Genomic DNA, 23,272 nt, shown 5'->3' with positions numbered 1-23,272 from the left:
GGCGGTGCGGCAAACGCCCAGCCGTCGGCCTGCTCGCGCAGCGCGACCCGGCCGACCCCGCACTGCTGGATCAGCCGGCCCGGCGTGCGCGGCTGCGCGCCGCTTTCCAGGAACGCGTGCGCGGTGCCCAGCGTCGGGTGGCCGGCGAACGGCAGTTCGCCCTCCGTCGTGAAGATCCGGACGCGGTAGTCGGCTTCCGGATCGGTCGGCGTGCAGACGAACGTCGTTTCCGACAGGTTCGTCCAGCGGGCGATCGCGAGCATGTCGTCGTCGCCGAGCGAATCGGCGTCGAACACCACGGCGAGCGCGTTGCCCTTGAACGGCACCGACGTGAACACGTCGACCTGCTTGAAGCGGACCCGACGACCGGACATCGCGGCGCGCCCGTCAGGCAACTTCGGCGATCAGCTCGATCTCGACGCACGCGCCGAGCGGGATCTGCGCAACGCCGAAGGCCGAGCGCGCGTGCTTGCCTGCATCGCCGAACACTTCCGCGATCAGTTCCGACGCGCCGTTCGTCACGACGTGCTGTTCGGTGAAGTCGAGCGTCGAGTTGACGAGGCTCATCAGCTTGACGACGCGCGTGACCTTGTTCAGGTCGCCGGTGTGCGCGTGCAGCGTCGCGAGCAGGTCGATCGCGATCGAGCGGGCGGCGGCCTTGCCGTCTTCCGTCGTGAGATCGGCGCCGAGCTTGCCGGCCCAGACCTTGCCGTCCTTCTTCGCGATGTGGCCCGACAGGAAGACCGTGTTGCCGGTTTGCGCGCTCATCACGTAGGCGGCGGCCGGTGCGCCGGCGGTCGGGAGCTCGATACCGAGCGACTTGAGTTTGTCGTAGACGTTAGCCATGTATTCGATTCCTCGTTGAGAGTCGTGACAGGAAAAAGGGGATCAGAGGCGCTCGCGCAGCAGCTTGCCGAGGCGCGCGACGCCTTCCTCGATCTTTTCGGGCGGCACCGTCACGAACGACAGGCGCAGCGTGTTCTGCTGCGCGTTGTCCGCGAAGAACGGTGCGCCCGGCACGAAGGCGACGTGGTTGTCGACGGCCGTGGCGAGCAGTTTCATGCTGTCGATCTGCGCGGGCAGGTTCACCCAGATGAACATCCCGCCTTCCGGCCGGTTCCACGTGACGCCTTCCGGCATGTGGCGCTCGAGCGCACTGAGCATCGCGTCGCACTGCGCGCTGTACAGCTCGCGGATCGTCGGGATGTGCTCGTCGAGGAAACCGTCCTTGATCACTTCGTGCGCGATGCGCTGCGTGAGCGTCGGCGTGTGCAGGTCGGTGGCCTGCTTGGCCTGCACGAGCTTGAAGTGGAGTTCCTCGGGCGCAATGATGTAGCCGATCCGCAGGCCCGGCGCGAGCACCTTCGAGAAGGTGCCGAGGTGCACGATGTGATCGGGCGCCATCGACAGCATCGTCGGCAGCGGCTCGCCGCGGTAGTTCAGCGCGCCGTACGGATCGTCTTCCAGCACCGGGAACGGGCTCGACTGCGCGAACGCGGCGAGCGCGCGGCGGCGCTCGACGGGCAGGCGGCGGCCGGTCGGGTTCTGGAAGTTCGGCTGCGCGTACAAGAGGCGCGCGCCTTGCGTGAGTTCGGGCGTGAGGCCTTCCGGCAGCAGGCCCTGCTCGTCGGTCGGCACCTGCACGTAGCGCGGCTCGTACAGCGAGAACGATTGCAGCGCGCCGAGGTAGGTCGGGGTTTCGACGAGGATCGGGCTGCCCGGATCGACGAGCGCCTTGCCGAGCAGGTCGAGTGCCTGCTGCGAGCCGGTCGTGATCAGCACCTGCGACACGCGCACGCTGTAGCGCTCGGCGATCCATTCGCGCAGCGGCAGGTAGCCTTCGGTCGCGCTGTACTGGAGCGCGGCGGCCGGCGCGTCGCGCAGCACGCGATCGGCGGCGGCGCGCATGCGCTCGGCCGGGAACGTCGCGGGGGCGGGCAGGCCGCCGGCGAACGAGATGACCTCGGGGCGTTCCGTGACCTTCAGGATCTCGCGGATTGCAGAGCTCGTCAGCTTGCGTGCGCGTTCGGAAAGCTGCCAGTGCGGCGGATGCAGGTCGCTCGGATTCATAGTCTCCTCGTTCGGATATCGTGGTCAGTCAAGAAAGGTCGTTCGGGCAAATCGCTTCGACGCTGCCGGGTGGGCAGGCACGAGCGCGATCGAGCCTTCGCGGCCGGGTGGGCAAAACCGATCAGGCAAAACGTCCATTATGGCGCAGCTGTTCAGCCGGCGCGAGCCGGTTGCGCGGCGGTGGCGACCGCCGAGCGGCGCCCGAGCACCACGGTGGCGATCACCGCGGCCGCGAACAGCCACGTCGACGGCGTCACCGTTTCGCCGAACAGCAGCGCGGAAAAAGCAATCGTGAAGAAAATCTGCAGCAGTTGCACCTGGCCGACGCGCGCGATGCCGCCCATCGCGAGCCCCGCATACCACGCGAAAAAGCCGATGAACTGCGAAAAGAGGGTCACGTAGCCGAACGCGAGCCACGTGCGCAGCGCGAGCGGGCCCGGATGCGCGGCATGCTGCATCCAGGCGAGCCAGCCGACCGGCAACACGAGGAACGGCGCCGACACGACGAGCGCCCAGCAGATCACCTGCCAGCCGCCGATCTGGCGCGCGAGGCGCGCGCCTTCCGCATAGCCGAGCGCGCCGATGCCGACCGCGACGAGCATCAGCGCATCGCCGGCCTGCACGGTGCCGCCGCCGTCGCGCAGCGCGAACGCGATCACCAGCGCGCTGCCGGCCACCGCGCTGGCCCAGAACGCCTTCGACGGCCGCTCGTGCGACAGCCATGCCGCGTACAGCGCGACGAACAGCGGCTGCAGGCCGTTGACCACCGCGCCGTGCGACGCCGGTACCGATTTCATCGCCCAGGCGGAGAACACCGGATACGCGATGATCACGCCGAGCGACGTGATCGCGAGGCTTTTCAGTTGCGCGCGGGTCGGCAGCGGCTCGCGGCGCCACCACAACAGCAGGCCGGCCGGCACCGCGGCGGCGAGCGCGCGGCCGAGCCCGTTGAGCAGCGGATGGAGTTCGGAGACGACGATGCGCGTCATCGGCAGCGTCAGGCTGAAGATCATCACGCCGATGAGGCCGAGCAGCATGCCCCGGGTTTCGCGCGAATTCATGTGAGGGGTGTCTCCGTGTTGCCGGTAATGGTGTCGTCGAGGGGGAGGAGGGCGTTCAGCGCAATGTGCGCGCGCCCTGCGGCGTGTCGAATTCGGCGACGAGCGCGGGCGGGCCGTCGGCGGCTTCGAGGTCGAGCAGGTGCGCGGCGCCGAGCCAGTCGAGTTGTTCGCGGAGCGCATCTGCACGAGGGTGGACGCCCTTGAGCGCCTTCAGCGCAACGCCGTCGCCCGGCAGCGATTCGGCCGGGTGGCGCGCGCTGTCCCACTGGATCAGCGACGGCAGCAGGCCGTCGCCCGCGCCTTGCCATGCAGGGAACGCGCCGTCGTCGGGCACCGTGAGGCCCCAGCTCAGGTCGCCGCGCCGCATCGCGACGACCGGCGGGATGCGCGCCGGGTACTGGCTCTGCCACAGCGCGAGCTGGCGCGGGCGGTCGACGCGCGCGACCCAGTGCGCGAGAAACGGGCCTTGTGCGAGCCGCGCATGCATGGCCGGATCGTCGAGGCCGAACAGCCGCGCACGCGGCGGCTTGGCGCCGTCGTCTTGCGCCGGCGCGTCGGGGTCGATCGCGATCACTTCGAGGTAGAGCCCGCCCCACGCGCCGAACAGCGCATTGTGGGTCCGCATCAGCGGGTGGCGGCCGCCGCCGGCCGGTTCGATACCGAGCGCGTCGGCAACGTGGCGGACGCCTTCGTCGAGGGTGCGCGCGGCGATCACGAGATGGTCGAGTGTCAGGGAGCGGGCTGGCATGAACGTCGGTCGGGAAGCGAAAGTGTCATGGTGGGCAGGCGATGCGCCGGGCGGTGGCCGGACCGGCCGGCGTACCGGCCGCGATGCAGGCCGGTGGGCGCGGTACCCGGTGCGGCGGGGCCAAAGCGGCGGCCGCAGGGTCGCCATGCCGGTCAACTGTAATCGTCGCTACCGGCACAGTAACGGTACAATCGGCGCGATAGCCTTCGGTACAGTTGGAGCTGCCGCCCATGTCCACCGTCCCACTCGCCCAGATTCCCGTGCCGCACGACACGGCCACGCTCACGCTCGTCGACCAGCTGGTCCAGTGGGCGCGGCGGCGCATCGATGAACGCGTGTTCCGTCCCGGCATGCGGATGCCGTCGATCCGCAAGCTCGCGCTCGACAAGAGCGTGTCGCGCTTCACCGTCGTCGAGGCGTACGAGCGGCTCGTCGCGCAGGGCTACCTCGACTCGCGGCGCGGCTCGGGCTTCTACGTGCGCGAGCGCACGGCCGCCGGCCCGCAACCGGCCGACAGCGTCGCACGCGTGGCCGAGGCCGCGCCGGTGCACAACACGATCGACGTCGTCTGGCTGCTGCGCAACATGCTGCACACCGTCAGCCCGGAAAAGGGGCCGGGTCTCGGCTATCTGCCGGGCCGCTGGCTCGACGGCGAGCTGATCACCGGCGCGCTGCGCGCGCTCGGGCGCCAGTCCGGCGCGCAAATGCTCGGCTTCGGTACCGCGCAGGGCTTCCTGCCGCTGCGCCAGCAACTGCAGACGCGTCTCGCCGAAGTGGAGATCGGCGCGAAGCCCGAACAGATCGTGCTGGTGTCGGGGATCACGCAGGCGATCGACCTGATCTCGCGGATCTACGTGAAGCCTGGCGATGCGGTGATCGTCGGCGATCCGGCCTGGTTCCAGATGTTCGGCCGCTTCGCGGCGCAGGGCGCGCAGCTCGTCGGGATGCCGTACACGCCGGACGGCCCCGATCTCGACGCGCTCGAGACGCTCGTGCAGATGTGGCGGCCGAAGATGCTCGTGATCAATTCGGTGTTGCAGAACCCGACCGGCACGTCGCTGTCGGCCGCGCAGGCGTTCCGGATCCTGAAGCTCGCGGAGGCGTACGACTTCCTCGTCGTCGAGGACGACGTGTACGGCGACCTGTGCCCGCCGAGCTATCCGGCCACGCGCCTCGCGAGCCTCGACCAGCTGAAGCGCGTGATCTACCTCGGCAGCTATTCGAAGACGCTCGCGGCGAACCTGCGGGTCGGCTATGTCGCCTGCGCGCCGGAGATCGCGAAGGCGGTCACCGACCAGAAGATGCTGGTCGGGATGACGACGCCCGAGCTGAACGAGCGCGTGCTTTACAAGATCCTGACCGAAGGGCACTACCGGCGTCACGTCGAGCGGCTGCGCGCGCGGCTCGACGGCGTGCGCGACAAGACCGCGCGGATGCTCGAGCGCACGGGGCTCGGCCTCTTCACGATGCCGGCGGCCGGGATGTTCCTGTGGGCCGACACGGGCGTCGATTCGGATGCGCTCGCGGCGGTCGCGCACGAGGCCGGCTTTCTGCTGACGCCGGGCAGCCTGTTTTCGCCGCAGCAATCGCCGTCGACGTGGATGCGCTTCAACGTCGCGAACTGCGGCGATCCGGCGCTGCCGGGGCTGCTGTCGCGTTATATCGATTCGGCCGCGCGCCGCGCGTCGTGACCCTGGGCGGCACGCCGGCCCTTGAAATCGGGCGTGCCGTCCCCAGATACCCGCGCAAACCGCTTGCGCCAGGCGGCAGCCTTTCACGGGCCGGCCGGCATCGCGCGCCACACCATTCAAGTTCAAGTAAGAGGAAACAGCATCCATGGCACATGAAACGATGAGCTTTCAGGCAGAGGTCAAGCAACTCCTCCACCTGATGATCCATTCGCTCTACAGCAACAAGGAAATTTTCCTGCGCGAACTGGTGTCGAACGCGTCCGACGCGGCCGACAAGCTGCGTTTCGAAGGGCTCGCGGACAACGCGCTGTACGAGAACGATCCGAACCTGCGCATCCGCATCGGCTACGACAAGGCCGCGCGCACGATCACGATCGACGACAACGGCATCGGCATGAGCCGCGACGAGGCGATCGCGAACCTCGGCACGATCGCGCGTTCGGGCACCAAGGAATTCTTCACGAAGCTGTCCGGCGACCAGCAGAAGGATGCGGCGCTGATCGGCCAGTTCGGCGTCGGCTTCTACTCGGGCTTCATCGTTGCCGACAAGATCACCGTCGAGACGCGTCGCGCGGGCCTGCCGGCGAGCGAAGCCGTGCGCTGGGAAAGCGCGGGCGAGGGCGATTTCACGATCGACGCGATCGAGCGCGCGCAACGCGGCACGACGATCACGCTGCACCTGCGCGAAGGCGAGGACGAGCTGCTGTCGTCGCACCGCCTGCAGTCGATCATCCAGAAGTATTCCGACCACATCGCGCTGCCGATCCTGATGCAGAAGGAAGAGTGGGATCAGGAAAAGGGCGAGATGGTCCTGAAGGACGAGGACGAGACCGTCAACCAGGCGAGCGCGCTGTGGACGCGTTCGAAGAGCGACGTCACCGACGAGCAGTACACGCAGTTCTACCAGCACATCGCGCACGACCACCAGGATCCGCTCACGTGGACGCATAACCGCGTCGAGGGCCGCAGCGAATACACGCAGCTGCTGTTCGTGCCGGCGCACGCGCCGTTCGACATGTGGAACCGCGACTATCGCGGCGGCCTGAAGCTGTACGTGAAGCGCGTGTTCATCATGGACGACGCCGAGCAGCTGCTGCCGCAATACCTGCGTTTCGTGAAGGGCGTCGTCGATTCGGCCGACCTGCCGCTGAACGTGTCGCGCGAGATCCTGCAGGAAAGCCGCGACGTGAAGGCGATCCGCGAAGGCGTGACGAAGCGCGCGCTGTCGATGCTCGAAGAGCTCGCGAACGCGGAAGACGATGCCGGCAAGGAGAAGTACAAGACCTTCTGGGGCGCGTTCGGCCAGGTGCTGAAGGAAGGCCTCGGCGAGGATCACGCGAACCGCGAACGCATCGCGAAGCTGCTGCGCTTCGCGTCGACGCACGGCGACACCGACGCGCAGGACGTGTCGCTCGCCGACTACGTGTCGCGCATGAAGCCCGAGCAGAGCAAGATCTACTACGTGACGGCCGACGCATGGCTGGCGGCGAAGAACAGCCCGCATCTCGAAGTGTTCCGCAAGAAGGGCGTCGAGGTGCTGCTGCTGACCGATCGCGTCGACGAATGGATGCTGTCGTTCCTGCAGGAATTCGACGGCAAGCCGCTCGCGAGCGTGGCACGTGGCGACCTCGATCTCGGCGAGCTGAACGACGAAGAGAAGAAGGCGCAGGAGCAGGCAGGCGAGGCCATCAAGCCCGTCGTCGAGAAGATGAAGGAAGCGCTCGGCGACAAGGTGAAGGAAGTGCGCGTCACGTTCCGCCTGACCGATTCGCCGTCGTGCCTCGTCGCCGACGACAACGACATGAGCGGCTACCTGCAGCGGATGCTGAAGGCGGCAGGCCAGAACGCGCCGGCGATGCAGCCGATCCTCGAGATCAATCCGGAGCACGCGCTCGTGAAGCAGTTGAAGGCCGACAGCGCTGATTTCGGCGACTGGTGCCATCTGCTGTTCGATCAGGCGCTGCTGGCCGAAGGCGGCATGCTCGACGATCCGGCGAGCTTCGTGAAGCGGACCAACGCGCTGCTGCTGTCGCGCGCCGCGTGAACACGCGCCTGCGATTCGACGGCGGGCAGGCTGGCTGGCGCGAGACGCCGCGGCCTGGCTGCACGCTCGACCAGCGCGACTGGCTGACGCGCGGCGGATCGCTGACCGCGCACCTTGCAAGGCTTGGCCGCGTGAATGTGCGCGTGACGCGCGAGGCCGTCGACTGTCCGTGGTTCGACGAGCCGGACGCGGTCGCCAGTGCACCGCGCGCGCCGATGTGGGTGCGCGAGGTGATCCTGTCGGTCGACGGCACGCCGTACGTCGCTGCGCACAGCATCGCGCCGCTCGCGGCCAGCAAGGGCGTGTGGCAGGCCATGCGGCGGCTGCGCACGCGGCCGCTGGCGGAACTGCTGTACAGCGATCCGCAGGTCGAGCGTTCGGCGCTCGTCAGCCGGCGCGTGATCGCGGGCCATCCGCTGTTTGCGCTGGCGAGTCATGCGCTCGACGGTGCGCGAGCACCGCACGCGTTCGCCGCGCGGCGCTCGGTGTTCCAGCGTCACGGCAAGCCGTTGATGGTCACCGAGTGCATGCTGCCGGCGCTGTGGCGTCATCTCGATGCGCACGGCGACGGGCCGCGCTCGGGCGGGCCCGGCGGAGGCGCGTGATGCTGCGGGGGTTCCCGCCGGTCGTCGCGGCGAATACGCACACGATGATCCTCGGCAGCTTTCCGGGCGAGGCGTCGCTCGATGCCGCGCAGTACTACGCGCATCCGCGCAATCAGTTCTGGCGGCTGCTCGGCACGGTGCTCGGCGAGCCCGGGCTGCACGAGCTCGCGTACGACGCGCGGCTCGCGCGCGTGCTGTCGCACGGGATCGGGATCTGGGACGTGCTGGCCGCGTGCCATCGCGAGGGCAGCCTCGATTCGGCGATCCGGCATGCGAAGCCGAACGATTTCGACGCGTTGAGGGAACATGCGCCGTTGCTGAAGCGCGTGTGTTTCAACGGCAAGACGGCAGGGCGGTTTGCAGAGGTGATCGGCGCGGCGGGGTACGACACGCTCGTGCTGCCTTCGTCGAGCCCGGCGAATGCGATGCTGTCGTTCGAGCAGAAGCTGCAGGCGTGGCGCCGGATCGGCACCTGATCGACATACCGCGTTTCGCTTGAGATTCGACCGTCGTTGCTTGGAGACGGGGGAGTCTGACGCTGCCTTCAAGCAGCGAATACGACCTCGATATGCCCCTCGGTGCCCGAATGACGGTCCGGCCCGACGACAATCTGCACATCGCGCCCAAGCTTCGCGAGACACTCCAGCATCTTTGCTTCACTCACGCCACGAAACTGCCCGCGCAGCATGTTCGATAGCTTCGGTTGCGTCATGCCGAGCACCCGGGCGGCGTGTTGCTGCGTCCACTGCCGCGTCTTGACGATCTCGCCGATCTTGGCGGCGAGTTGCGCCTTCACTTGCATTTCTTCGGCATCACGCATGCCCAGGTCGGCGTATACGTTGCCGCTGCCAGGCTCGATTTCGATCATCACAGTGCTCCTTTTGCGTGGGCTTCGGCTGTTTTCAGACGCTCGCGAACCAGATCGATGTCACGCTTCGGTGTGGCGATGCCGTGGGACGACTTCTTCTGGAAGCAATGCAGCACATAGACGGCATGCCCCAGCTTCACCGTGTACACGGCGCGGTATGTGCCGTTGTCCTCCGACTCCACGACTTCGAGCACGCCAGCGGATCCGAATCCTTTCAGTGGCTTGGCCTGGTCGTGCTTGCGTCCTGCCTGGGCCAGATACAGCGCATAGCCGAAGGTGTCCTGCACGGTTTCGGGCATCGCTTTCAGGTCCTTGCGTGCTGAACCGAGCCAGTAGAGCGGACGGGTGGCGAGATCCGTTGGCAAATTTATACCTATTTGGGTATGCGTTCAAGGTGGGGCAGGCACGGGCAGTTCGGCCTGGAAGTGACGTGCGGAGAGAGCAGGGAGCTAGCGAGCGATGTCGGTACTGTTTCGCGTTCCGCTGGTGTCAAACGGCGAGGAGGTCATGCGATATCCCGATACCTGGCAATGGCTTCGCATTTTTGTATTTGCCCGAGGTGCGCGACAAGTCGGCCATTCGGCAGATGGCAGGCGGGTGCGGGATCGGTAGCGAGGACTTGCCAGCCGCGTGGCATCGCATGGGCCGTCTCGATTCGGCGATCCGCCATCCGAAGTCGAACGATTTCGATGCGCTGAGTGCGCATGCGTCATTGCTGAAGAAGGTGGGCCTTGGCGGCAAGACGGTTTCCGACGATTCGACGGATCGTCGCTTAATCGTCCTTGCCCCAGCGCCACTTCGGCTTTTCGCCTTTCAGCCAGCACACGACCGTGAACGCGGCGACCAACGCGACGATGCATGCCGCGAACGCCAGCGGTGACTGGGCAGGCGACACGTGCGTCGCAACCACCACGATCCCGATCACAAAGAGCAGCAGGACAACCCAGCCTTGCCACGCGACCGGCAACCCCCATCCCCAGCCGTAGCGTTTCGCCGGAAACCAGATCTTCTTGTCGGTCGACTCCATGGGACCTCCTCCTCGCCAGGCGGGCACCTGATCGTATTGTGCGCCGCTATTCGATCCCGGTACGGTGCGCCGGCGGCCATGCCCGCGCCCCTTCATGCGAACGGCGACGAATCGTCCGCCGCCGTTCGCATCGACACCCGCGCGCCCGGAACACGACGCTGCGTCAGAACGTGATCGCGGCCTTCACGGACTGGACTGCCGCGCCGTTCAACAGGATGTAGAAGTCCTGCGGCGCCGTGCTGCCGGCGGGCGCGATCGCGAGCGTCGTGCCGTCGCGGATCACGGTCCCGATGTCGATCTGCCCGTTGTTCTGATAGAAGACCCGATACTCTGTCGTCGGCGCATTGAGCGCCGCGTTGGCGACCCATGCACGGACGCCCGCGAGCGTGACGATCTGGCCGTCGCTCAGGTTGTAGGTCTTGTTGTCGGCCGTGCTCGTGTACGGAAAGAAAGTTTCCAGCGTCGATGCCGTCGTGCTGCACGGCGTCGGGGTCGTGCCGGTCGTCTGCGGTGCGGCGCAGTCGCCGGTCAGCACCGTGTCGCCCACCACTTGGCGCGTGACCTTCATGTAGGCGGCGCCCGATTGCCACGTCGCCTGTTTGTCGTACAGCGACGTGCCGTTGATCGTGTTCGTGATGGCGCCGAGCGCGCTGTCGTCGAACAGTTCGGCTGGCGAGCCGGCGATCGTGCCGGACAGCGGCACGATCGTGTAGTTCGTGCCGAGAACCGTCATCGCGGCGGTATGACCGTCGGCGGCGAGATCCGTCAGCTGCACGTTCGCGCCGCTGTAGCTGACCTGTTCCTGCGTGCTCGTCACGACAGCGCCGTTGACGACATAACGCTGGTCGGCCAGCGTCGGCACGGGCAGCGACGCAGAGACCGACGACAGGCCTTTCGTCAACAGCTGAGGTCCGCCGGACGGACTTTGCGTGAGGCTTTGATCTTCCGCATAGAAATAGCTGCCCTGACCGATGCTCACCGATCCGCTGCTCGACGTGGAGATCGACAGTTGCGCGTGCAGGTAGTGCAGCCCGCCGTTGGCGGCCAGCGCGAAGCTTTCGTAGTTCTGCTGGGCGGCGCTGAGGTTGCTGGCGGGCGCACTCGATGCGTTGCTGTCGCCGCCGCCGCCACCGCATGCGGCGAGCAGCAGGGTGCCGGTCAAGGCGGCTGCGTAGCCGGCGTGTGCCAGACGTGCTTTCTGTGTCATGAGGTCTCTCATTTTTGTTTGTAATCCGTAAGATTTAAAGCACCGCGGCACGTGGCCGACGCGGGAGCATAGCGTGTCGCGGGCGCAGTGACGAGCGACAGGCGGGGCGTTTGAGGTGGCCGCCGGCATGCGCTGATTACGGAATATTTCCGGAGCGGTGCGAGCCGGTCCGTACGTTGGCGCGACGAACGGTGCGTGCGAAGGAATCGGCCCGGCGGCGAGGCTTTTTTCGCACCATCGAGCAGCGGACTTCCGACGAAGTGACACGACGGCAATGGCACCGAAGAGCCGGACGCGTGTCCGTCCGGCGGCAGAATCCCCGCGAATGCTATCCTCTCGTCCGCTAAAACCAGCTTCACCCAGCGAGATTCACACATGACCCGACTGATCAAGCGCGCGTCCGCCGAGGCGCGCGCATCCAAGCGCAGCAAGCCGTCCGCCTACAACGGCTCCGAAAAACTCCAGCCGCCGCGCGTGAAGCGCCGCCCGGAAATCGACGAACACGACGACGTGCCGGTGCTCGAAGCGCCGCGCAAGCCGCGCTTCGCGCCCGTCACGTTCTCGGAAGAGGGCGGCGTGCGCTTCCTGCATTTCGGCACCGAATGGGTGCAGGGCGCGATGCGGATCTCGAAGCCGCTGCATATCGAGCTCGAATACGCGCAGCAGATGATGGCGTGGCTGCTGTTCCTCGAAACGCCCGAGCGGATCGTCCAGCTCGGGCTCGGCACCGGCGCGCTGACCAAGTTCTCGCACCGCTTCCTGCCGCACGCGAAGGTCGAGGCCGTCGAGCTGAACCCGGCCGTGATCGTCGCCGCGCGCACGATGTTCGCGCTGCCGCCCGACGACGCACGTCTCGCCGTGCACGAAGCCGACGCATGGGATTTCGTCAACGATCCGGCCAACCGCGGCACGACGGGCGCGATCCAGATCGACCTGTACGACGCGACCGCGCGCGGCCCCGTGCTCGACAGCGTCGCGTTCTACCGCGCGGTGCGCGGCTGCCTCGCCGATGCGGGCATCGCGACGATCAACCTGTTCGGCGATCATCCGAGCTTCGTGCGCAACATGAAGCACCTGAACGCGGCGTTCGATCACCGCGTGATCGCGCTGCCGGAAGTGCACGACGGCAACCGGATCGCGATCGCGTTCTCGGGCCCCGCGCTCGACGTGTCGTTCGCGCAGCTCGACGCACGTGCGAAGCTGATCGAGGACACGCTGAAGCTGCCCGCACGCAAGTGGGTGAAAGCTTTGAAAGAAACGACCGGCGCACGCGACACCGCGTTCGCGATCTGACGTTTCATGCACCGGCGGCATGCCGGTGCAACCGCATGACAAGGGGCGGATCACCTCGGGTTCGCCCCTGCTTGACCGCGTGCCCGCGGCTCCTATACTGGCGCGAAGCCAGGGGAGCCGCAGCCTACCCGTTTTGCGCTCCTCTCGGCGCCGTACCCGCTCAACAAGATCGATAACCGGGAAAGATGAGGAGACGTCATGGCTCACGATGCCGACGCCAACCGGGCCGCCAAGCGCTGGCTCTGGCTGCTGGTCCTGCCGCTGATCGCGATGGTGTGGGTACCGTCGTACAGCAAGATCGAACCGCAATGGTTCGGTTTTCCGTTCTTCTACTGGTACCAGCTGCTGTGGGTCTTCATTAGCGCGGTGATCACCGCGTTCGTCTATTTCAAGACCAAGAACGCGTGGAAGGCGAGCGGTCCGCAGGGAGGTGCGCGATGAATCTCGGCGCAACCTTCGTCTTCGTCCTGCTGTTCATCGGCGTCACGATCATCGGTTTCCTGGCCGCGAACTGGCGGCGCGGCGATCTCGCCCATCTCGACGAATGGGGCCTCGGCGGACGCCGCTTCGGCACGATCGTCACGTGGTTCCTGCTCGGCGGCGACCTCTACACGGCCTACACGTTCGTCGCGGTGCCCGCGCTCGTGTTCGGCGCCGGCGCGATGGGCTTCTTCGCGCTGCCTTATACGATCCTGATCTATCCGTTCGCGTTCGTCGTGTTCCCGAAGCTTTGGAGCATCGCGAAGCGGCACGGCTATGTGACGGCCGCGGACTTCGTCAATGCGCGCTACGGCAGCCGGATGCTCGCGCTCGCGATCGCGGTGACGGGCATCCTCGCGACGATGCCGTACATCGCGCTGCAGCTCGTCGGCATCGAAGTGGTGATCGGCGCGCTCGGCTTCGACACGACCGGCTTCGTCGGCGATCTGCCGCTGATCATCGCGTTCGCGATCCTCGCCGCGTACACGTACACGTCGGGGCTGCGCGCGCCGGCGATGATCGCGATCGTCAAGGACATCCTGATCTACATCACGATCGCCGCGGCGGTCATCGTGATCCCGGCGAAGCTCGGCGGTTTCGGGCACATCTTCGCGAGCGTGCCGCCCGCGAAGCTGCTGCTGAAGGCACCCGACGCGATGAGCCTGAACGGCTACAGCGCATATGCGACGCTCGCGATCGGCTCGGCGCTTGCGCTGTTCCTGTATCCGCACTCGGTGACGGCCATCCTGTCGTCGTCGTCCGGCAACTCGATCCGCCGCAACATGGCGATGCTGCCCGCATACTCGTTCGTGCTCGGCCTGCTCGCGCTGCTCGGCTACATGGCGCTCGCGTCGGGCGTGAAGGACATGCCGCAGTACGCGCCGTACTTCAAGGCATTCGGCCCGAACTTCGCGGTGCCCGCGCTGTTCCTCGAGTATTTCCCGTCGTGGTTCGTCGGCGTCGCGTTCGCGGCGATCGGCATCGGCGCGCTGGTGCCGGCGGCCATCATGTCGATCGCGGCCGCGAACCTGTACACGCGCAACATTCACCGCGAGTTCGTGAACCGCAACATGTCGCACGACCAGGAAACGCACGTCGCGAAGCTCGTGTCGCTGATCGTGAAGGTCGGCGCGGTCGCGTTCATCCTCGGGCTGCCGCTGACCTACGCGATCCAGTTGCAGCTGCTCGGCGGGATCTGGATCATCCAGACACTGCCCGCGATCGTGCTCGGCCTGTACACGCGCATGCTCGACCATCGCGGCCTGCTGGCCGGCTGGGCCGCCGGCATCGTGTGCGGCACGTGGATGGCGATCTCGCTGAAGCTGGCCGGATCGATCTTCACGATCCACCTGTTCGGTCTGGCGATTCCCGGCTACGCGGCCGTGTGGTCGCTGATCGTGAACCTGGTGGTGGCGGTGGTGGTGAGCGTGCTGGTGCGCGTGATGGGCATGGCGCATGCGGAGGATCGCACGCGGCCGGAGGACTATTTCGACGTCGTCGAGGGCTGACGCGGATCGCGTGGCCGCGCAATAAAAAAGCCCGCCACCGGCAAGGTGGCGGGCTTTGTCTTTCGTGTCATCCCTGCGCGCGTTTCGCGAGGTCCTCGCGTTGCGACAGGTCTTCGACGTTGACCATCCAGTGCACGCCGAAACGATCCTTCGCCATCCCGAAGCCGAGCGCCCAGAACGTCTTGCCGAACGGCATCGTCACTTCGCCGCCATCGGCGAGCGCATTGAACAGCTTCTGGCCCTCCTCGACCGTCGCCGGATTCAGCGACAGCGAATAGCCGGCATGCATGCCGCCGCCGGGCTGGCTGCAGTCGCCGTCCGAGCACATGATCATCGAGTCGCCGATCGTGAAGCTCGCGTGCATCACCTTGTCGCCCATCTCCGGCGTCAGCGGGTAGTCGGGATTCGGCGGCGCGTCCTTGAAGTGCATCTTGAACATCGTCTTCGCACCGAGTGCCTTTTCGTAGAACTGAAGGGCTTCGTCGGCGCGACCGTAGAACGTCAGGTACGGTTGAACTTGCATCGCTGTCTCCTGTAATGGGCCGGCCTGCGCATCCGCGCGGGTTCGGCACCGTGCAAGACTGACTGGGAAAGGGGGCATCGGGAGGCGGCCGGCGCACCCGTGACGTGGATTGTAGTGCGCGTGCTTGACGATGGAATGAAAAATAAAAACGGCCGCGAACATGACGTTCGCGGCCGTGTGCGGCGTGCGTGCTGACGGCTGTTGCCAGTGTTGCTGACAGCCGCTGACGCGTGTGGCGGCTCAGCGCAGCGAGTCGATCAGCTTCTCGAGCTTCACCGCATCGGCGGCGAATACGCGGATGCCTTCGGCGAGTTTTTCGGTCGCCATCGCGTCGTCGTTCAGCTGGAAGCGGAACGCTGCCTCGTCGATCGCGACGCGCGCGGCCGGCTTGTCCTGCAGCGCTTCCGGCGACAGCTTGCGCGTGACCGTGTCGTTGCTGTCCTGCAGCTTCTGCAGCAAATCGGGACTGATCGTCAGCAGGTCGCAGCCGGCGAGTTCGGTGATCTGGCTGGTCGTGCGGAAGCTCGCGCCCATCACTTCGGTCGTGTAGCCGAACGTCTTGTAGTACGTGTAGATGCGGCGCACCGACTGCACGCCCGGATCGTTCGCGCCACCATCCTTTTCTTCATTCCACTCTGCGCCGGCCTGCTTCTTGTACCAGTCGTAGATGCGGCCGACGAACGGCGAGATCAGCTGCGCGCCGGCTTCCGCGCAGGCGGCGGCCTGCACGAGCGAGAAAAGCAGGGTCATGTTGCACTTGATCCCTTCCTTCTGCAGCACTTCGGCCGCGCGGATGCCTTCCCACGTCGACGCGAGCTTGATCAGGATGCGCTCGCGGCCGATGCCGGCGGCTTCGTACAGCTTGATGAGCTCGCGACCCTTGTCGATCGAGCGCTGCGTGTCGAACGACAGGCGCGCGTCGACCTCGGTCGACACGCGGCCCGGGATCAGCTTCAGGATCTCGGTGCCGAATGCGATCAGCAGGCGGTCGATGATGAAATCGGTGCTTTCGTTGCGATGATCGCGGACGGTTTTCTCGAGGATCGGCTTGTACGCATCCTTCTGGACGGCCTTCAGGATCAGCGACGGATTCGTGGTCGCGTCCCGCGGCTGGTATTGCGCAAGCTGCTGGAAATCGCCCGTGTCGGCGACGACGGTCGTGTACTGCTTCAGCTGGTCGAGTGCGGTAGTCATGGCGATTCGGAAGAAGGGCGCAAGGCGCCGGGTTCTCACGGGCCGCGCGAGCGCGGCGGCGAAGCGAAGCGGCGCCGGGCGCCGCCTCCGATCCGCTATTCTAGGCCCGATTCGTGTCGGGCACGTTCTGGCGTGTCCGATGGCCGCAGCGGCGGGCGCCGCGCCGCGTCACGCCGGGCGGCGCGCGTTCAGGATCACCTGCGTGACGATCCCCGCGACGAGCCCCCAGAACGCCGAGCCGATCGATAGCAGCGTGAGGCCCGATGCGGTGACCATGAACGTGACGAGCGCGGCCTCGCGCTGCTTCACGTCCTGCATCGCGTTCGCGAGCCCGCTCATGATCGAGCCGAACAGCGCGAGCGCGGCGACCGACACGACGAGCGCTTTCGGCAGCGCCGCGAACAGCGCGGCGATGGTCGCGCCGAAGATCCCGGCGATCAGGTAGAACGTGCCGCACCACACGGCAGCCGTGTAGCGCTTCGCGCGATCCTCGTGCGCTTCCGGGCCCGTGCAGATAGCGGCCGTGATCGCCGCGAGGTTGACGCCGTGCGAGCCGAACGGCGCGAGCAGCAGCGACGCGAGGCCGGTGGTCGCGATCAGCGGCGACGACGGGGTCTGATAACCGTCCGCGCGCAGTACCGCGATGCCCGGCACGTTCTGCGACGCCATCGCGACGACGAACAGCGGAATGCCGATGCTGACGATCGCCGCGATCGAGAAGGCCGGCATCGTGAACACGGGTTGCGCGAACGCGATATGAAAGCCGCTGAAGTCGAGCAGGCCGAGACCGCCGGCGACCGCCGTGCCGACGATCAGCGTCGTCACGATCGCGTAGCGCGGCGCGAGCCGCTTGACGATCAGGTACGTGAAGAACATCGCGAGTACGAGCGCGGTCTGGAACTGCGCGGCACGGAAGATCTCGATGCCGATCTCGAACAGGATGCCCGCGAGCAGCGCGGCGGCGATGCCGGCGGGAATCTTGCGCATCAGCGTGTCGAACAGCCCGCTCACGCCGACGGCCGTCAGCAGCACCGCGCAGACGACGAACGCACCGATCGCCTCGGGGTAGGGCACGCCGGGCAGCGATGCGATCAGCAGCGCGGCACCGGGCGTCGACCATGCGACGACGACGGGCGCGCGAAAGCGCAGCGACAGGCCGATCGTCGTCAGCGCCATGCCGATCGACAGCGCCCAGATCCACGACGAGATCTGCGCATCGGTGAGGTGGGCGGCGCGGCCGGCCTGGAACATCAGCACGAGCGAGCTCGTATAGCCCGTCATCATCGCGACGAAGCCGGCGACGAGTGCCGAGACGGAGGTATCGGCAAAAAAGCGGCGGCCGCCGGCGCGGCTGGCGCTCGCGGTGGGCGAGGGGTTCATGCTATCTCCGGGGGAGGCCGCTCGGACGCGGCCTTCGTGTCTGGGTGGGTGTCGTTACTTGCTGAGTGCGCGCATCGCGGTTTCGAGGCCCGCGAGCGTGAGCGGATACATGCGATGGCCGAGCAGGTCGCGGATCACCGCGACCGACTGCCGGTATTCCCATAGCCGCTCGGGCTCCGGGTTCAGCCATGCATGATGGGGGAACTGGTCGGCGAGGCGGCGCAGCCACACGGCGCCGGCTTCCGGGTTGTTGTATTCGACCGAGCCGCCGGGCTGCAGCACTTCGTACGGGCTCATCGTCGCGTCGCCGACGAAGATCAGCTTGTAGTCGGGCGTGAACTTGTGCAGCACGTCCCACGTCGCGGTGCGTTCCGAGTGGCGGCGGCGGTTGTTCTTCCACAGGTGGTCGTACACGCAGTTGTGGAAGTAGAAGAATTCCAGGTGCTTGAACTCGGCCTTCGCGGCCGAGAACAGCTCTTCGGTGCGCTTGATGTGGTCGTCCATCGAGCCGCCGACGTCGAGCAGCATCAGCACCTTCACGTTGTTGTGGCGCTCGGGCACCATCCGCAGGTCGAGCCAGCCCGCGTTCGCGGCGGTGCTGCGGATCGTGCCGGGCAGGTCGAGCTCCTCGGCCGCGCCTTCGCGCGCGAAGCGGCGCAGCCGTCGCAGCGCGACCTTGATGTTGCGCGTGCCGATCTCGACGGAATCGTCGTAGTCGCGATACGCGCGGGCCTCCCACACCTTCACCGCGGTACGGTTGCCGTTCGACGGGCCGCCGATGCGCACGCCTTCCGGGTTGTAGCCGCCGTGCCCGAACGGCGACGTGCCGCCGGTGCCGATCCACTTGTTGCCGCCCTCGTGGCGTTCCTTCTGCTCGTCGAGCAGTGCCTTCAGGCGCTCCATCAGCTTGTCGAGCCCGCCCATCGCCTCGATCTGCGCCTTCTCCTCCGGCGACAGCTCGCGCTCGAGGCGCTTTTCGAGCCAGTCGAGCGGAATGTCGAAGGCTTCGGACGGCAGGGACGATACGCCGTGGAAATACGCGCCGAACGCCTGGTCGAACTTGTCGAAGTACTGCTCGTCCTTGACGAGCGTCATCCGCGCGAGGAAGTAGAACGCGTCGATCGACGGCGAGATCAGCCCGGCCTTCAGCGATTCGAGCAGCGTCAGGTATTCCTTCACCGAGACGGGCAGCTTGGCTGCGCGCAGCGCGTAGAAGAAATTGAGCAACATGGCCGGGCCTTCGCGGATGGGGGGAGGATTACCGGTTGTGCCGGTTCATGTAGACGAGCCGTTCGAGCAGGCTCAGGTCCTGCTCGTTCTTCAGCAGCGCGCCCGCGAGCGGCGGCACGATCTGCTTCGCGTCCACGCCGCGCAGCGCGTCGGCCGGGATGTTCTCGGCGAGCAGCAGCTTCAGCCAGTCGAGCAGCTCGGACGTCGACGGCTTCTTCTTCAGGCCCGACACGCCGCGCAACTCGAAGAAACTCTCGAGCGCCGCGCGCAGCAGCTCCTCGCGGATGTCCGGGAAATGAACCGCGACGATCTTCTGCATCGTCGCCGGGTCGGGAAACTGGATGTAGTGGAAGAAGCAGCGGCGCAGGAACGCGTCGGGCAGCTCCTTCTCGTTGTTCGACGTGATGATGACGAGCGGGCGGTGCTTCGCGCGCACCGTTTCGCGCGTCTCGTACACGTGGAATTCCATCCGGTCGAGCTCGCGCAGCAGGTCGTTCGGGAATTCGATGTCGGCCTTGTCGATCTCGTCGATCAGCAGCACGGTCGGGCGCTCGGTGTCGAACGCCTGCCACAGCACGCCCTTGACGATGTAGTTCGAGATGTCCTTCACGCGCTCGTCGCCGAGCTGCGAGTCGCGCAGCCGCGACACGGCGTCGTATTCGTACAGGCCCTGCTGCGCTTTCGTGGTCGACTTGATGTGCCACTGCAGCAGCGGCATCTCGAGGGCCGCCGCGACTTCCTCGGCGAGCATGGTCTTGCCGGTGCCGGGCTCGCCCTTGATCAGCAGCGGGCGTTGCAGCGTCAGCGCGGCATTGACCGCGAGCTTCAGATCGTCGGTGGCGACGTAGTGCGAGGACCCTTCGAAACGCATGGCGGCGCTCTTCTCAATCGGGAAAAAAACCCAGTATAAGTCAGAAGGGCTGTGCGGTTGGGCCGCGCCCGCGTATCGTTGCGGGACTGCGGCGGGGCGAAGCGGGGCGCCTTATGGACGCGTTCCCCGCCGACGCGGTACAATCTGGCCGTTTTTTTTGGCCTGCGTGGCGATCCAAGAAGCAAAACGGCGCGGGCCGTTGCCGCTTCGGCGCCAGTTTCCCCTCAAGCTAGGTTACAAGAGCTATGAACAAATTCGTCGGCAAACACGTCGTTGTCGCAGCGCTCGTGGCGCTCGCGGGCAGCGCGCAGGCGGCCGGTGTGGTCGGCAACCCGAAGGACGGGGCGAGCAAGGCCGCCATGTGCATCGGTTGCCACGGCATCCAGGACTACCGCGCGGCGTACCCGGAGGTCTACCGGGTGCCTGTCCTCGGCGGCCAGAACCAGCAATACCTCGAGAACGCGCTGAAGGCCTACCGCAAGAAGGATCGTCACTTCCCGTCGATGAATGCGATCGCCGGTTCGCTGACGGACCAGGACATCGCGGATCTGTCGGCGTACTACGCCGCCCAGAAGGCCGACTCGAAGGACAACCCCTACAAGTAAGCGCGCGCCGCCGATCTCTCCGGCGGGACAGGAGCATTCATGAACAACGCATTCAAGACGGCGGCGGTTGCACTGGCGGCCGGCCTCGCGATCGGTACCGCGCACGCGGCGGACACCACGAAGGGCAAGGAACTGGTCGAATCGCACAACTGCGCGGCCTGCCACGGCGCGCAGATGAACAAGCCGATCAACGCCGAATATCCGCGCCTCGCCGGCCAGCATGCCGACTACCTCGTGTGGGCGATGCGCCAGTACCAGATGGGCCTGACGAATCCGCTGCTCGGTCGCAACAACGCGATCATGCAGGCACAGGTGCAGAGCCTGTCGGTCAGCGACATGAAGGACATCGCGGCCTACATCGAGTCGCTGAAAGAAACCGATCTCGTGTTCAAGAAGTAAGCGCGACGGGCCCGACAGGCCCGCGCAGCGAAAATACCCCGCCGAGGCGGGGTATTTTTTTGTCCGCGATCCGGCGCCCGTGGGCCGGTGCCGTGGCGCTCAGTCGCGCGATGCGCGGCGCAGGATGCGCTGCAGGTACGCGTCGGTATCGGGCGGCGTGCCGGTGCGCTGCGCTTCCCAGATCGTCTCGCCGAGGCATTCCATGATCGAATGCTGCGCTTCGTGGGTCGAGTCGAGCTTCGCCGCCAGCTTGTCGTGCGCGACGCGGGCCGGTGGTCGGCGCCCGCCACCGGCGCCAGGGAACGGGTAAGCGCGGGCTAGGCTCGCTGCTGTCGCGCCGTTACACTCCGACGATTTCCGTCGCCACGCCGTTTGTGCCCGTTCCGTCATGACCGCCACCGCCCGCCCGTCGTCCACCGCCCTGCAGGGCACGCTCTACGTCGCGTTGTCCGCCGCTGCGTTCGGCGCGATGGCGATCTTCGGCCGCTACGCGTATGCGGCCGGTGTCGACGTGCTCGGGCTGCTGATCGTGCGCTTCGCGATCGGCGGCGCGGTGCTCGCCGCGATCGCACGGCATCGCCGCGTCGCGTGGCCGCGCGGGCGCGCGCTCGCACCGCTCGTGGCGATGGGCGCGCTCGGCTACGTCGGGCAGTCGTTCTGCTATTTCAGCGCGCTGCAACACGCGCAGGCGAGCCTCGTCGCGCTGCTGCTGTACCTGTATCCGGCCTTCGTCACGCTGCTGGCCGCGTGGTGGCTCGGCGAGCGCCTCACGCGCGCGAAGGCCGTCGCGCTCGTGCTGTGCATCGCGGGTTCGGCGCTGATGGTCGGCGGCGGGCATGGCGAGCCGCTCGGGATCGCGCTCGCGCTGGCCGCCGCGGTGATCTATTCGCTGTACATCGTCGGCGGCACGAAGGCGACGCGCGGCGTCGATCCGCTCGCGACTACCGCGATCATCTGCCTGTCGGCGACCGCGACGCTCGTGGCGATCGCCGTCGTGCGGACCGCGGCGTTCGGTGCGCCGCCGCGCTGGCCCGCGACGGCGGGCGGCTGGGCGTCGATGCTCGCGATCGCGCTCGTGTCGACGGTCGCCGCGATGCTCGCGTTCTTTGCCGGGCTCGAACGGCTCGGGGCCGCACGCACGTCGATGCTGTCGACGCTCGAACCGGTCGTGACGGTCGCGCTCGCGGCGCTGCTGTTCGGCGAAGCGCTGTCGCCGCTGCAGTGGGCGGGCGGGGTCGCGATCCTTGCGGCCGTGCTGGCGCTGGTGCGCGCGGGCGGTGCGGCGGCTGACGACGCGACCGCGACGTCCAACGCGTAGTCAGGAAGGGGGAAAGCGGGGCGGCGGCGCGGGTGACTACGCGCGGTCGCGGCTGCGGCTTGCAGGCGGAACCACCCCCGATAGGGTGTGCATCGAGCGTCCGGCCGCATGGCGCCGGGCGGTCTGCGACACGTCAGCCGCAGTTGCGCGTCACTCGTTCGGCGGCGGTGTCTTCGGCCTGAATTCGCACAGCGGCTCGATCACGCAGTGCCAGCATTCGGGCTTGCGGGCCTTGCACACGTAGCGCCCGTGCAGGATCAGCCAGTGGTGCGCGTCCTGCAGGAATTCCTTCGGCGTGAACTTCTCGAGCGCGGCCTCGACGGCCCGCACGTCCTTGCCCGGCGCGAGCCCCGTGCGGTTCGCGACGCGGAAGATATGCGTGTCGACCGCGATCGTCGGCTGGCCGAACGCGGTGTTCAGCACGACGTTCGCGGTCTTGCGGCCGACGCCCGGCAGCCCTTCGAGCGCTTCGCGATCGGCCGGCACTTCGCCGTCGTAGCGGTCGAGCAGGATCCGGCACGTTGCGACCACGTTCTTCGCCTTGGTCCGGTACAGGCCGATCGTCTTGATGTACTCGGTGACGCCTTCTTCACCGAGTGCGACGATTTGTCGCGGGGTGTTCGCGACCGGAAACATCTTCCGCATCGCCTTGTTGACCGATACGTCGGTCGCCTGCGCGGACAGCATCACGGCGATCAGCAGCTCGAACGGCGTCGAGTATTCGAGCTCGGTGGTCGGATGCGGATTGAGGCTCTGCAGCGTTTCGTAGATCGCGCGTCGTTTGCTGGCGTTCATGGAGCGTTCTGGTCGGGCGGTGCGGACGGGCCGCCGGGGCCGTCGTTGCCTGCGTCGTTCTCTTCGTCGTTGCCGCTCGCGGCCGCCGCTTCGGCGTCGCGTCGGGCCTGCTGTTCGGCGAGCCGTTGGCGGCGCGCCTCGGCCGCGTCGATCTGCGCCTGGACGGCTGCGCTCACGCCTTCGGTGTTCTTCGGCCCGGCGCCTTGCCCGGACAGTTCTTCCTTCTTCTTGCGCGCGCGTTCGAGCGCGGCGGCGATGATCGCGCGCTTCTTTGCTTCGGCGTCGTCTGCGGCCGGTGCGGCTGCCGGCGTGGCGGAGGGCGTTTCCGCTGGTGCCGCAGCCGGCTTCGCGGCAC

General features: G+C 67.0%; 25 protein-coding genes and 2 pseudogenes. 10 read left to right on the top strand and 17 right to left on the bottom strand.

Annotated features, from left to right (window positions below; translation table 11 throughout):
- The 5 genes from G3N61_RS29750 to G3N61_RS29730 form a co-directional block, all read right to left on the bottom strand.
- A partial coding sequence (locus tag G3N61_RS29750; protein ID WP_205824216.1) for a PhzF family phenazine biosynthesis isomerase occupies positions 1–374 on the bottom strand: 374 nt, incomplete at its 3' end.
- 13 nt (positions 375–387) lie between these two features.
- Entirely contained in the window at positions 388–846 is a 459-nt protein-coding gene (locus tag G3N61_RS29745) for a RidA family protein (protein WP_043189069.1), read from the bottom strand.
- Positions 847–888: 42 nt separating this feature from the next.
- Positions 889–2,070, bottom strand: a complete 1,182-nt coding sequence (locus G3N61_RS29740) for a PLP-dependent aminotransferase family protein (RefSeq protein WP_043189067.1) — start codon at positions 2,068–2,070, stop codon at positions 889–891.
- A gap of 152 nt (positions 2,071–2,222) precedes the next feature.
- On the bottom strand, positions 2,223–3,131 hold the full coding sequence (locus G3N61_RS29735; protein ID WP_039370357.1) for a DMT family transporter: 909 nt from the start codon (positions 3,129–3,131) through the stop codon (positions 2,223–2,225).
- A 55-nt stretch (positions 3,132–3,186) separates the two neighbouring features.
- Positions 3,187–3,879, bottom strand: coding sequence for a VOC family protein (locus G3N61_RS29730; RefSeq protein WP_089451005.1), 693 nt, complete (start codon positions 3,877–3,879; stop codon positions 3,187–3,189).
- 230 nt (positions 3,880–4,109) lie between these two features.
- On the opposite strand from G3N61_RS29730, the gene G3N61_RS29725 reads away from it, so the two are divergent.
- From G3N61_RS29725 to G3N61_RS29710, 4 genes are all read left to right on the top strand, one after another.
- Positions 4,110–5,570 (top strand): PLP-dependent aminotransferase family protein, encoded by a 1,461-nt coding sequence (locus tag G3N61_RS29725; protein ID WP_043189062.1) that lies wholly within the window; start codon positions 4,110–4,112, stop codon positions 5,568–5,570.
- Positions 5,571–5,715: 145 nt separating this feature from the next.
- On the top strand, positions 5,716–7,614 hold the full coding sequence (gene htpG, locus G3N61_RS29720; RefSeq protein ID WP_089451004.1) for a molecular chaperone HtpG: 1,899 nt from the start codon (positions 5,716–5,718) through the stop codon (positions 7,612–7,614).
- An 8-nt stretch (positions 7,615–7,622) separates the two neighbouring features.
- A complete protein-coding gene (locus G3N61_RS29715) occupies positions 7,623–8,219 on the top strand; it encodes a chorismate lyase (protein WP_043189099.1) in 597 nt (198 codons plus the stop codon).
- Positions 8,219–8,695 carry a DNA-deoxyinosine glycosylase gene (locus tag G3N61_RS29710; protein WP_205824215.1) on the top strand — a complete coding sequence of 159 codons (477 nt, stop codon included), beginning with the start codon at positions 8,219–8,221 and terminating at the stop codon, positions 8,693–8,695. Before G3N61_RS29715 ends, G3N61_RS29710 begins: the two co-directional genes overlap by 1 nt.
- Positions 8,696–8,763: 68 nt before the next feature.
- Here the strand turns inward: G3N61_RS29710 and G3N61_RS29705 are convergent, their stop codons facing one another.
- The 4 genes from G3N61_RS29705 to G3N61_RS29690 all read right to left on the bottom strand — a co-directional run bounded on the left by G3N61_RS29705 (position 8,764) and on the right by G3N61_RS29690 (position 11,321).
- Positions 8,764–9,087: a helix-turn-helix transcriptional regulator gene (locus G3N61_RS29705; protein ID WP_089451002.1), complete on the bottom strand. Its 324-nt coding sequence runs from the start codon at positions 9,085–9,087 to the stop codon at positions 8,764–8,766.
- Entirely contained in the window at positions 9,087–9,452 is a 366-nt protein-coding gene (locus G3N61_RS29700; protein ID WP_277405125.1) for a type II toxin-antitoxin system RelE/ParE family toxin, read from the bottom strand. Before G3N61_RS29700 ends, G3N61_RS29705 begins: the two co-directional genes overlap by 1 nt.
- 407 nt (positions 9,453–9,859) lie before the next feature.
- Positions 9,860–10,114, bottom strand: coding sequence for a hypothetical protein (locus G3N61_RS29695; protein WP_043189053.1), 255 nt, complete (start codon positions 10,112–10,114; stop codon positions 9,860–9,862).
- A 163-nt stretch (positions 10,115–10,277) separates the two neighbouring features.
- Complete coding sequence (locus G3N61_RS29690) at positions 10,278–11,321, bottom strand: hypothetical protein (RefSeq protein WP_089451000.1); 1,044 nt, start codon at positions 11,319–11,321, stop codon at positions 10,278–10,280.
- A gap of 375 nt (positions 11,322–11,696) precedes the next feature.
- Here G3N61_RS29690 and G3N61_RS29685 point away from each other — a divergent pair, with 375 nt between their 5' ends.
- The 3 genes from G3N61_RS29685 (at position 11,697) to G3N61_RS29675 (ending at position 14,602) form a co-directional block, all read left to right on the top strand.
- On the top strand, positions 11,697–12,614 hold the full coding sequence (locus G3N61_RS29685) for a spermidine synthase (protein ID WP_089450999.1): 918 nt from the start codon (positions 11,697–11,699) through the stop codon (positions 12,612–12,614).
- 198 nt (positions 12,615–12,812) lie between these two features.
- Positions 12,813–13,055, top strand: coding sequence for a DUF3311 domain-containing protein (locus G3N61_RS29680; protein WP_011657556.1), 243 nt, complete (start codon positions 12,813–12,815; stop codon positions 13,053–13,055).
- Positions 13,052–14,602 (top strand): sodium:solute symporter family protein, encoded by a 1,551-nt coding sequence (locus tag G3N61_RS29675; protein ID WP_043189048.1) that lies wholly within the window; start codon positions 13,052–13,054, stop codon positions 14,600–14,602. The genes G3N61_RS29680 and G3N61_RS29675 overlap by 4 nt, the downstream gene beginning before the upstream one ends.
- Before the next feature lie 67 nt (positions 14,603–14,669).
- Here the strand turns inward: G3N61_RS29675 and G3N61_RS29670 are convergent, their stop codons facing one another.
- The 5 genes from G3N61_RS29670 to G3N61_RS29650 all read right to left on the bottom strand — a co-directional run bounded on the left by G3N61_RS29670 (position 14,670) and on the right by G3N61_RS29650 (position 19,800).
- Positions 14,670–15,125 carry a VOC family protein gene (locus tag G3N61_RS29670; protein WP_089450997.1) on the bottom strand — a complete coding sequence of 152 codons (456 nt, stop codon included), beginning with the start codon at positions 15,123–15,125 and terminating at the stop codon, positions 14,670–14,672.
- A gap of 240 nt (positions 15,126–15,365) precedes the next feature.
- Positions 15,366–16,319 (bottom strand): transaldolase, encoded by a 954-nt coding sequence (gene tal, locus G3N61_RS29665; protein ID WP_043189043.1) that lies wholly within the window; start codon positions 16,317–16,319, stop codon positions 15,366–15,368.
- A 168-nt stretch (positions 16,320–16,487) separates the two neighbouring features.
- Complete coding sequence (locus tag G3N61_RS29660; protein ID WP_043189041.1) at positions 16,488–17,699, bottom strand: benzoate/H(+) symporter BenE family transporter; 1,212 nt, start codon at positions 17,697–17,699, stop codon at positions 16,488–16,490.
- Between the two features lie 54 nt (positions 17,700–17,753).
- Positions 17,754–18,929, bottom strand: a complete 1,176-nt coding sequence (locus G3N61_RS29655) for a VWA domain-containing protein (protein ID WP_043189039.1) — start codon at positions 18,927–18,929, stop codon at positions 17,754–17,756.
- A 28-nt stretch (positions 18,930–18,957) separates the two neighbouring features.
- Complete coding sequence (locus G3N61_RS29650) at positions 18,958–19,800, bottom strand: MoxR family ATPase (RefSeq protein ID WP_205824214.1); 843 nt, start codon at positions 19,798–19,800, stop codon at positions 18,958–18,960.
- A gap of 245 nt (positions 19,801–20,045) precedes the next feature.
- Between G3N61_RS29650 and G3N61_RS29645 the strand changes: the two genes are divergently transcribed.
- Positions 20,046–20,405, top strand: coding sequence for a c-type cytochrome (locus G3N61_RS29645; protein ID WP_043189035.1), 360 nt, complete (start codon positions 20,046–20,048; stop codon positions 20,403–20,405).
- A gap of 39 nt (positions 20,406–20,444) precedes the next feature.
- Positions 20,445–20,804 carry a cytochrome c gene (locus tag G3N61_RS29640; RefSeq protein ID WP_011352792.1) on the top strand — a complete coding sequence of 120 codons (360 nt, stop codon included), beginning with the start codon at positions 20,445–20,447 and terminating at the stop codon, positions 20,802–20,804.
- Between the two features lie 99 nt (positions 20,805–20,903).
- On the opposite strand, the pseudogene G3N61_RS29635 reads toward G3N61_RS29640, so the two are convergent.
- Positions 20,904–21,065, bottom strand: a pseudogene (locus tag G3N61_RS29635) (DUF1841 family protein); the annotation flags it as partial.
- Between the two features lie 127 nt (positions 21,066–21,192).
- Here G3N61_RS29635 and G3N61_RS29630 point away from each other — a divergent pair.
- Positions 21,193–22,122 carry a DMT family transporter gene (locus G3N61_RS29630; RefSeq protein WP_205824213.1) on the top strand — a complete coding sequence of 310 codons (930 nt, stop codon included), beginning with the start codon at positions 21,193–21,195 and terminating at the stop codon, positions 22,120–22,122.
- Positions 22,123–22,272: 150 nt separating this feature from the next.
- On the opposite strand, the gene nth is transcribed toward G3N61_RS29630, so the two are convergent.
- Both nth and G3N61_RS29620 read right to left on the bottom strand, forming a co-directional pair.
- Positions 22,273–22,917: an endonuclease III gene (gene nth, locus G3N61_RS29625; RefSeq protein WP_011352789.1), complete on the bottom strand. Its 645-nt coding sequence runs from the start codon at positions 22,915–22,917 to the stop codon at positions 22,273–22,275.
- Positions 22,914–23,272, bottom strand: a pseudogene (locus tag G3N61_RS29620) (electron transport complex subunit RsxB); the annotation flags it as partial. The gene nth and the pseudogene G3N61_RS29620, both read right to left, overlap by 4 nt.

It is taken from the genome of Burkholderia sp. Ac-20349 (assembly GCF_017104865.1).
In the GTDB taxonomy this organism is placed as follows: domain Bacteria; phylum Pseudomonadota; class Gammaproteobacteria; order Burkholderiales; family Burkholderiaceae; genus Burkholderia; species Burkholderia aenigmatica.
The sequence above is the reverse complement of the archived record's forward strand: the minus strand, read 5'-3'. Positions and strand labels throughout refer to the sequence as shown.

Excerpts from the sequence above, each read along its gene's own strand:
- G3N61_RS29745 (WP_043189069.1), bottom strand. The coding sequence starts at position 846 with ATGGCTAACGTCTACGACAAACTCAAGTCGCTCGGTATCGAGCTCCCG.
- G3N61_RS29740 (WP_043189067.1), bottom strand. The coding sequence starts at position 2,070 with ATGAATCCGAGCGACCTGCATCCGCCGCACTGGCAGCTTTCCGAACGC.
- G3N61_RS29735 (WP_039370357.1), bottom strand. The coding sequence starts at position 3,131 with ATGAATTCGCGCGAAACCCGGGGCATGCTGCTCGGCCTCATCGGCGTG.
- G3N61_RS29730 (WP_089451005.1), bottom strand. The coding sequence starts at position 3,879 with ATGCCAGCCCGCTCCCTGACACTCGACCATCTCGTGATCGCCGCGCGC.
- G3N61_RS29725 (WP_043189062.1), top strand. The coding sequence starts at position 4,110 with ATGTCCACCGTCCCACTCGCCCAGATTCCCGTGCCGCACGACACGGCC.
- htpG (WP_089451004.1), top strand. The coding sequence starts at position 5,716 with ATGGCACATGAAACGATGAGCTTTCAGGCAGAGGTCAAGCAACTCCTC.
- G3N61_RS29710 (WP_205824215.1), top strand. The coding sequence starts at position 8,219 with ATGCTGCGGGGGTTCCCGCCGGTCGTCGCGGCGAATACGCACACGATG.
- G3N61_RS29705 (WP_089451002.1), bottom strand. The coding sequence starts at position 9,087 with ATGATCGAAATCGAGCCTGGCAGCGGCAACGTATACGCCGACCTGGGC.
- G3N61_RS29695 (WP_043189053.1), bottom strand. The coding sequence starts at position 10,114 with ATGGAGTCGACCGACAAGAAGATCTGGTTTCCGGCGAAACGCTACGGC.
- G3N61_RS29690 (WP_089451000.1), bottom strand. The coding sequence starts at position 11,321 with ATGACACAGAAAGCACGTCTGGCACACGCCGGCTACGCAGCCGCCTTG.
- G3N61_RS29685 (WP_089450999.1), top strand. The coding sequence starts at position 11,697 with ATGACCCGACTGATCAAGCGCGCGTCCGCCGAGGCGCGCGCATCCAAG.
- G3N61_RS29680 (WP_011657556.1), top strand. The coding sequence starts at position 12,813 with ATGGCTCACGATGCCGACGCCAACCGGGCCGCCAAGCGCTGGCTCTGG.
- G3N61_RS29675 (WP_043189048.1), top strand. The coding sequence starts at position 13,052 with ATGAATCTCGGCGCAACCTTCGTCTTCGTCCTGCTGTTCATCGGCGTC.
- G3N61_RS29670 (WP_089450997.1), bottom strand. The coding sequence starts at position 15,125 with ATGCAAGTTCAACCGTACCTGACGTTCTACGGTCGCGCCGACGAAGCC.
- tal (WP_043189043.1), bottom strand. The coding sequence starts at position 16,319 with ATGACTACCGCACTCGACCAGCTGAAGCAGTACACGACCGTCGTCGCC.
- G3N61_RS29660 (WP_043189041.1), bottom strand. The coding sequence starts at position 17,699 with ATGAACCCCTCGCCCACCGCGAGCGCCAGCCGCGCCGGCGGCCGCCGC.
- G3N61_RS29655 (WP_043189039.1), bottom strand. The coding sequence starts at position 18,929 with ATGTTGCTCAATTTCTTCTACGCGCTGCGCGCAGCCAAGCTGCCCGTC.
- G3N61_RS29650 (WP_205824214.1), bottom strand. The coding sequence starts at position 19,800 with ATGCGTTTCGAAGGGTCCTCGCACTACGTCGCCACCGACGATCTGAAG.
- G3N61_RS29645 (WP_043189035.1), top strand. The coding sequence starts at position 20,046 with ATGAACAAATTCGTCGGCAAACACGTCGTTGTCGCAGCGCTCGTGGCG.
- G3N61_RS29640 (WP_011352792.1), top strand. The coding sequence starts at position 20,445 with ATGAACAACGCATTCAAGACGGCGGCGGTTGCACTGGCGGCCGGCCTC.
- G3N61_RS29630 (WP_205824213.1), top strand. The coding sequence starts at position 21,193 with ATGACCGCCACCGCCCGCCCGTCGTCCACCGCCCTGCAGGGCACGCTC.
- nth (WP_011352789.1), bottom strand. The coding sequence starts at position 22,917 with ATGAACGCCAGCAAACGACGCGCGATCTACGAAACGCTGCAGAGCCTC.